The sequence below is a fragment of the Edaphobacillus lindanitolerans genome (assembly GCF_900156305.1).
GTDB classification, from domain to species: domain Bacteria; phylum Bacillota; class Bacilli; order Bacillales_A; family Planococcaceae; genus Bhargavaea; species Bhargavaea lindanitolerans.
This window is the reverse complement of sequence record NZ_FTPL01000006.1, coordinates 43,847-50,715: the sequence shown is the minus strand read 5'-3', so window position 1 is coordinate 50,715 and position 6,869 is coordinate 43,847. Positions and strand designations below refer to the sequence as shown.

At 58.5% G+C, this 6,869-nt stretch carries 9 protein-coding genes; all 9 read left to right on the top strand.

Annotated elements, in window-relative coordinates:
- Positions 1-201: 201 nt before the first annotated feature.
- The 9 genes from B0B07_RS14875 (at position 202) to rsmI (ending at position 6,868) form a co-directional block, all read left to right on the top strand.
- Entirely contained in the window at positions 202-1,653 is a 1,452-nt protein-coding gene (locus tag B0B07_RS14875; protein ID WP_076760185.1) for an aminotransferase class I/II-fold pyridoxal phosphate-dependent enzyme, read from the top strand.
- Positions 1,650-2,288 carry a dTMP kinase gene (tmk, locus tag B0B07_RS14870; protein WP_076760183.1) on the top strand — a complete coding sequence of 213 codons (639 nt, stop codon included), beginning with the start codon at positions 1,650-1,652 and terminating at the stop codon, positions 2,286-2,288. Before B0B07_RS14875 ends, tmk begins: the two co-directional genes overlap by 4 nt.
- Positions 2,289-2,337: 49 nt before the next feature.
- Positions 2,338-2,667 carry a cyclic-di-AMP receptor gene (locus tag B0B07_RS14865; RefSeq protein WP_076760181.1) on the top strand — a complete coding sequence of 110 codons (330 nt, stop codon included), beginning with the start codon at positions 2,338-2,340 and terminating at the stop codon, positions 2,665-2,667.
- A gap of 79 nt (positions 2,668-2,746) precedes the next feature.
- Positions 2,747-3,745 (top strand): DNA polymerase III subunit delta', encoded by a 999-nt coding sequence (gene holB, locus B0B07_RS14860; RefSeq protein ID WP_407643883.1) that lies wholly within the window; start codon positions 2,747-2,749, stop codon positions 3,743-3,745.
- Positions 3,735-4,538: a PSP1 domain-containing protein gene (locus tag B0B07_RS14855; RefSeq protein WP_076760178.1), complete on the top strand. Its 804-nt coding sequence runs from the start codon at positions 3,735-3,737 to the stop codon at positions 4,536-4,538. Before holB ends, B0B07_RS14855 begins: the two co-directional genes overlap by 11 nt.
- Before the next feature lie 24 nt (positions 4,539-4,562).
- Positions 4,563-4,925: a DNA replication initiation control protein YabA gene (gene yabA / locus B0B07_RS14850; protein WP_076760177.1), complete on the top strand. Its 363-nt coding sequence runs from the start codon at positions 4,563-4,565 to the stop codon at positions 4,923-4,925.
- Between the two features lie 59 nt (positions 4,926-4,984).
- Complete coding sequence (locus B0B07_RS14845; RefSeq protein WP_076760175.1) at positions 4,985-5,734, top strand: tRNA1(Val) (adenine(37)-N6)-methyltransferase; 750 nt, start codon at positions 4,985-4,987, stop codon at positions 5,732-5,734.
- On the top strand, positions 5,718-5,996 hold the full coding sequence (locus B0B07_RS14840) for a GIY-YIG nuclease family protein (protein ID WP_076760173.1): 279 nt from the start codon (positions 5,718-5,720) through the stop codon (positions 5,994-5,996). Before B0B07_RS14845 ends, B0B07_RS14840 begins: the two co-directional genes overlap by 17 nt.
- Entirely contained in the window at positions 5,993-6,868 is an 876-nt protein-coding gene (gene rsmI, locus B0B07_RS14835) for a 16S rRNA (cytidine(1402)-2'-O)-methyltransferase (protein ID WP_076760171.1), read from the top strand. Before B0B07_RS14840 ends, rsmI begins: the two co-directional genes overlap by 4 nt.
- The last annotated feature ends 1 nt before the right edge of the window (position 6,869 follow it).

Genomic DNA, 6,869 nt, shown 5'->3' with positions numbered 1-6,869 from the left:
TCAGCGCCGATGGTAGTCGGGGGCTTCCCCCTGCAAGAGTAGGACATCGCTGGGCACAAGGCCGTCTCCAACCGGAGACGGTTTTTTTGTGTTTGGTTGCCCAGATTCCCTGAATCCGGCGTCTCCGGTATCAGGCAGGGTATTCCGGGCATCATGTTATAATGGGAACCGGAACCTTTACTCTGCAAAGGAGTTTTACATATGTCTGACAGCCAACAGCGGCGTCCGGTGGTCGGGATGCTGGAGGCCTTTGCGAAACGCGGCCCGATCTCCTTTCATGTGCCGGGACATAAGAATGGAGACATTACCGGGCTCCCCGCCGGGATCCGCAGCATTCTCTCCTGGGACGTGACCGAGCTGCCCGGCCTCGACGATCTGCATGCGCCGGAGGAAGCCATTCTCGAGGCTCAGCAACTGCTGGCGGACTGGTCCGGAGCGGCCCGCAGCTTTTTCCTCGTCAACGGTTCAACGACGGGCAATCTGGCCATGATCCTCTCGGTCTGCCGGCCAGGTGACCGTATCCTCGTTCAGCGGAATGCCCATAAGTCGGTGTTCAACGGTCTCTCCCTTGCCGGGGCAAAGCCCGTCTATCTCTCTCCCGAATGGGATGAATGCAGCCTGGCGGCCGGACATGTTCCTGCCGAAATTGTACGGGAAGCGGTTTCCCTGTATCCGGAGGCAAAGGGCGTCATCCTGACGAACCCGACTTATTATGGCGTCGTTTCAACGGAACTTCCGGAGATTTCGGCGATTTGCAGGCAGGCGGGAATCCCCCTCCTCGTCGATGAGGCGCACGGCGCGCATTTTGGAGCCGGGGACGCATTTCCGGTGTCATCGCTCCGTCAAGGTGCAGACATTGTGGTGCAGTCCGCCCATAAGACCCTGCCGGCCATGACGATGGGTTCATACCTCCATATCGCCGAGGGATCACGGGTCTCCCATGAAACGGTTGCCCGCCAGCTCGGCATTCTCCAGTCGAGCAGCCCTTCCTATCCGCTCATGGCTTCATTGGATGATGCCCGTCATTTCATTGCGACGTATCAGCCGGCGGATCAGGAAAGCTTCCTTGCCCGCCGGGCGCAATTCATCCGCGCCCTCGCATCCATCCGATCCCTGAACGTCGTGGAAACGGGTGATCCGCTGAAGCTGCTTGTCCGGTCGGAAGGGCTGACCGGTACGGCCCTGCAGGAGGCTTTTGTCGAAAAAGGGGTACACCCGGAATTGGCCGATCCTTATCAGGTGCTGCTCATGCTGCCCCTTTTAAAGAAGGGGCATGAGGATAATCTTGATGAGGCCGTCCGGCGGATCCGCGAGGCGATGGGCACGATGGGCGAATCCGCCAAGCCCGCTCCGCCTGCACCATCCGGTCATGCCCCGGATATCATGGAAGCGGAACTCCCGCCCGCGGAGGATCCGGGAATTCCCGCCGAATGGATTCAATGGACGGAAGCGGAAGGCCGGATTTCAGCTTCGTCGCTGATCCCCTATCCGCCGGGCATCCCGCTTGTGCTTCCTGGGGAGCGCATCACGGGAGAAACGGTCAGCCGGATCGGCATCCTGCTCGGAGCCGGCGTCCCGTTCCAGGGGCGGCACCGGCTGAAAGAGGGGCTCATCCCCGTCCTATTACAGTCATCGGAGGCATATATTATATGAAGAAAAGTGGATTGTTCGTCACTCTGGAGGGGCCGGACGGTGCAGGAAAAACATCCGTCATGTCCAGGCTCGAGTCACGTCTGAAGGAGAAAGGGATCCGATATACTGCCACACGGGAGCCGGGCGGCATCCGCATCTCCGAGATGATCAGGGAGATCATCCTGGATCCTTCGAACACAGAAATGGACGCCCGGACAGAGGCGCTTCTTTATGCCGCGGCACGCCGGCAGCACCTCGTCCAGGTGATCGAGCCGGCTCTGCAGGAAGGAAGAGTGGTCCTGTGCGACCGCTTCATCGACAGCTCGATTGCCTATCAGGGGGCGGGACGGGGAATTGGCACGGAGGATGTCCGTGAGATCAACCGGTTCGCCATCGGCAATGTGATGCCCGAACTGACCCTGCTGCTGGACCTTCCGGCAGAGGAAGGCCTGGCCAGGATCGAACGGAACCGGGATAAGGGCCGGGAAGTGAACCGTCTGGACGCAGAAAGCCTGGCGTTTCACCGGACTGTCCAAAAGGAATATGCCGCCATTGCAGAAAATGAGCCTGATCGGGTTATTAGGATCGATGCTTCGGGAACATTGGAAGAGACGGCTGAAAAGGCATGGACTGCGTTAAAAAGCCGTCTGCCCTGATGGGTGTTTGTGATATACTATTATAAAAGCAGGCGAGGAGTTGATCCCAATGAAATTGGTCGTAGCGGTCGTGCAGGACCAGGACAGCAACCGTTTATCCGCCGCATTGACGAAAAACGATTTCCGTGCAACGAAGCTGGCGAGTACGGGGGGGTTCCTCCGTTCGGGGAATACGACGTTCCTGATCGGGACAGATGACCCGCTCGTTCCGAAACTGCTCGGTCTGATCCGTGAAAATTGCCGGTCCCGTGACCAAATGGTCGCGCCGGTGTCTCCGATGGGCGGGAATGCCGATTCGTACATTCCGTACCCGGTCGAAGTGGAAGTGGGCGGGGCAACCGTATTCGTCCTTCCGATTGAGCAGTTCCACCACTTCTGATGATTAGCAACAGACGCCCCGTGCCCGGAGTCATTGCCGGACACGGGATTTTTAAAAGAGAGGGGGCATCGGGATGAACATGGGCTATCCGGTCATGGAAACACAGAAAATCGCCGTCGACGGCTTCCGGGCTGCCTTTGCTTCAAACCGGGTTGCCCATGCCTACCTGATTGAAGGGATCAAGGGATCCGGCAAGGAAGCGATCGCCGGGTTCTTCACCCAGCTGCTTCTCTGCCATCACCCCGAAGAGGCTGTCCCGTGCGGGCAATGCCGCAACTGCCGGAGGATCCGGGAGGGCAATCATCCGAACGTGTCGAATATCCATCCGGACGGCCAGGACATCAAGAAAGGGCAGATTGCGGGCCTGATCTATCAATTGAACAAGACCGGACTCGAAGATGGCCGGCAAATCTATATCATCCATGAGGCGGAACGCATGAATACGGCCGCGGCCAATACCCTCCTGAAGTTCCTTGAAGAACCGGAGGGAGAGGTGACTGCGCTGCTTTTGACGGATACCGGATCGGCCATCCTGCCAACCATCCGTTCGCGTTGCCTGGATGTTCTTCTGCAGCCTCCGCCCCGCGAGCAGATCATCGAAGAACTGGTCGCAAAACACGGGCTCACCCGCTCGATGGCCTCCACGGCCACAATGGTGACGGCCGGCCCCGAAGAGGCACTGGAGCTTGCGGGCGGCGAGCAGTTTGGACAGGCCAGGAAAACGGTGTTAAAATTGGTGGAAGCATCGGAAAAAAATATCCAGGAAGCGCTGCTCTTTGTCCAGACGGATTGGGGGCCGGTGTTCAAGGAAAAGGAAGAGGCCGAACTCGGGCTTGACCTGCTCCTGTTTGCCTATCGGGATATTGCGGCAGTCAAGGCGGGCCTCGGAAATGCACTGGCTTATCCGGACCAGCAGGAACTGTGGCAGCAGCTGGCTCTCCGAATGACGTATGGCAGGCTTTCCTCCGTCCTCGGAGCCATTCTCGGCGCAAAACGGAACCTCCACAGCAATATGAACCGCACGCTTCTCATGGAACAGCTGGTGCTCAACATGCAGGAGGTAAAACATGCTCTATAATGTGATTGGCGTCCGCTTTAAAAAAGCGGGTAAAATATATTATTTCGACCCGGGTGAATATGCCTTGCAGAAGGATGACTACGTCATCGTCGAAACGGCTAGGGGCATCGAATACGGAAAAGTCGCGATCCCGCCGAGGCAGATGAGCGGCGACGACGTCGTCCTTCCGCTCCGCCAGGTTGTCCGCCCGGCCACGGCAGAGGACAGCGAGACGGTCTCGGACAACGAGGAAGAGGCGGTCCGGACATTCGGCATTGCGGAGAAGAAGATCGAAGAACACGGTCTCAGCATGAAGCTGGTCGATGTCGAATACACATTCGACCGGAACAAGATCATCTTTTATTTCACAGCCGACGGCCGGGTCGACTTCCGTAACCTCGTGAAGGATTTGGCCTCGGTGTTCCGCACGCGCATCGAGCTCAGGCAGATCGGAGTCCGGGATGAGGCAAAAATGCTCGGGGGCATCGGTCCGTGCGGCCGGATGCTCTGCTGCTCGACTTTCCTCGGTGACTTCGAGCCGGTTTCGATCAAGATGGCAAAAGATCAGAACCTGTCGCTCAATCCCTCCAAGATTTCGGGTCTCTGCGGGCGGCTCATGTGCTGCCTGAAGTACGAAAACGATGAATATGAAGAGGCGAAGCGGCTCATGCCGGATATCGGCAGCCGGATCACGACGCCGGAAGGCACCGGAAAGGTGGTCGGTCTCAATCTGCTCGAACGGATTCTGCAAGTGGAGCTGTCGGGACAGAAAGTGATCGATTATACGCTTGATGAAATCATGCAGTCGGTATAAAGGCTAGGCGATGAGGTGTAGACAATGAAGGACCGGAACTTCTTGGATAAGGTCATGGAATTTGGCCAGCAGCTCGAATCGGCGAACCGCCAGTTTGCGGAACTGAAGGAATCGGTCGCACAGGTGATGGAAGAAAACCATTCCCTCCAGATCGAGAATCACCATCTCCGCCAGCGACTTGAGGAAGTGGAAGCACAAAATGTGAAACGGGCCCAGAAGCCGGGCAAGCGCAAGATGGCGGCGGGAACTGAAATCGGCGAAGGCCACGACAACCTGGCACGCCTTTACAATGAAGGATTTCACGTGTGCAACGTCCATTTCGGAAGTTCGCGGAAAGGTGAGGACTGCCTGTTCTGCCTGTCATTCCTGAATAAACAGAATGGATAAGGGACCGGCCCCGCGCGTGCTGCGGGTTGCGGTCTTTTCTTATGGAAAGGAAGAAGCCTATGGACGGACAACTTGAAGAAAACGAGCGCCTCGATGATCTGCTCGCGGAAGGGCTGAAGATCATCCAGAGCCCGGAGGTCTTCTCGTTTTCCCTGGATGCGGTGCTCCTTGCAAAATTCGCTTACGTCCCGATCCGGAAAGGGAGTGTCGTCGACCTGTGTGCAGGGAACGGGGCCATTCCGCTTTTTCTGAGCGCGCGGACAAAAGCGGACATCACCGCGGTGGAACTGCAGCCGCGGCTTGCCTCGATGGCGGAGCGGAGTGTCCGGCTGAACGGCCTTGACGGCAGGATCCGGATCATCCAGGATGACGTGAAGGGGATCGCCGACCGGCTGGGTCATGAAAAGCACGACACGGTCACGTGCAATCCGCCGTACTTTCCGGCCCATGAGCTCAGCGACCGGAATATGCTCGAAGAAGTCGCAATCGCCCGCCATGAGCTGACCCTGACGCTCGACGAGGCGGTCGCCAATGCGAGCTCGCTCCTCAAGCAGGGCGGAAAGGCCGCATTTGTCCACCGGCCCGGGCGTCTGCTCGATATCGTGACGGCGATGCGCAACAACCGGCTGGAACCGAAGAGGATCCGCTTCGTCTACCCGAAAGCGGGCCGGGAGGCGAACACCCTCCTCATTGAAGGTACGAAAGACGGCAAGCCGGATCTGAAGATCCTGCCGCCCCTGTATGTGTACGGGGAAAACGGCGAGTATACGGCGGAAGTGAAGGAGATGCTGTATGGACCGGACGTCTGAGGAAGCGCATGTTCTCTATGTGCTTGAATGTGCAGACGGATCGTATTACGCGGGCTACACGAACCGGCTCGAACATCGCGTGAAGGCGCACAACGACGGACGTGGGGCCAAATATACCCGCTCGCGGCGGCCGGTCCGGTGCATTTTCCACGAGACGTTCGGGACAAAGCGTGAGGCAATGCAGGCCGAGTATGCATTCAAGCAGCTCAGGCGGGAACAGAAGACGGCCTATATGGACCAAAAGGGAGGATGCGACCGATGAAATCGCAGCGAAGCGTGCAGGACCCGGGAGGAAAGCTGTATCTCGTCGCCACCCCGATCGGCAATCTCGAGGACATGACCTATCGTGCGATCCGGGTGATGCAGGAAAGTGCGGTGATCGCGGCAGAAGATACCCGGAACACGAAAAAACTGTGCACCCATTTCAGCATATCCACCCCGCTCATCAGCTATCATGAGCACAATCTGTCGGCGGGCGGCGACCGGATCCTCGGTATCCTGGAGGAGGGAGGGGATGTGGCGCTCGTCAGCGATGCCGGCATGCCGTGCATCTCCGACCCGGGCGCGGATATTGCCGCAAGGGCGATCGAGGAAGGGTATGCGGTCGTCCCGGTGCCGGGTGCCAATGCAGCCCTGTCGGCATTGATCGCCTCCGGCCTTCCGTCACAGCCGTTCCTGTTCCATGGTTTCCCGGCGAGGAAAAAGGCGGACAGGAAGGCGCTGTTCACCGGGCTCGCGGGGAGACGGGAAACGATTATCTTCTATGAATCCCCCCACAGACTGAAGGAATCGCTCCGAGATATGGAAGAGACATTCGGGCCCGGCCGCCGCATTGCCATCGTCCGGGAACTGACAAAGAAATTTGAGGAGATCCTGAGGGGGACGGTCGGAGAAGCCGCAGCCTGGGCAGCCGGGACCGAACTGAAGGGGGAGTTCTGTCTCGTCGTCGAAGGGACGGACGAGGAACAGCCGGAACCTGAGGATGAGTGGTGGAGCGGGCTCTCTGCAAAGGAACATGTGGAGGGGCTCATGGACCGTGAGGGGCTGCCGCCAAAGGAAGCGGTCAAGGCAGCCGCGAAGGCGCGCGGCGAAGCCAAGCGGGACGTATACCGTGCCTACCATCTGGAAGAATGAA

What these genes read in the sequence shown, in the direction of transcription:
- B0B07_RS14875 (WP_076760185.1), top strand. Translation starts at nt 202, where the DNA reads ATGTCTGACAGCCAACAGCGGCGTCCGGTGGTCGGGATGCTGGAGGCC.
- tmk (WP_076760183.1), top strand. Translation starts at nt 1,650, where the DNA reads ATGAAGAAAAGTGGATTGTTCGTCACTCTGGAGGGGCCGGACGGTGCA.
- B0B07_RS14865 (WP_076760181.1), top strand. Translation starts at nt 2,338, where the DNA reads ATGAAATTGGTCGTAGCGGTCGTGCAGGACCAGGACAGCAACCGTTTA.
- holB (WP_407643883.1), top strand. Translation starts at nt 2,747, where the DNA reads ATGGGCTATCCGGTCATGGAAACACAGAAAATCGCCGTCGACGGCTTC.
- B0B07_RS14855 (WP_076760178.1), top strand. Translation starts at nt 3,735, where the DNA reads ATGCTCTATAATGTGATTGGCGTCCGCTTTAAAAAAGCGGGTAAAATA.
- yabA (WP_076760177.1), top strand. Translation starts at nt 4,563, where the DNA reads ATGAAGGACCGGAACTTCTTGGATAAGGTCATGGAATTTGGCCAGCAG.
- B0B07_RS14845 (WP_076760175.1), top strand. Translation starts at nt 4,985, where the DNA reads ATGGACGGACAACTTGAAGAAAACGAGCGCCTCGATGATCTGCTCGCG.
- B0B07_RS14840 (WP_076760173.1), top strand. Translation starts at nt 5,718, where the DNA reads ATGGACCGGACGTCTGAGGAAGCGCATGTTCTCTATGTGCTTGAATGT.
- rsmI (WP_076760171.1), top strand. Translation starts at nt 5,993, where the DNA reads ATGAAATCGCAGCGAAGCGTGCAGGACCCGGGAGGAAAGCTGTATCTC.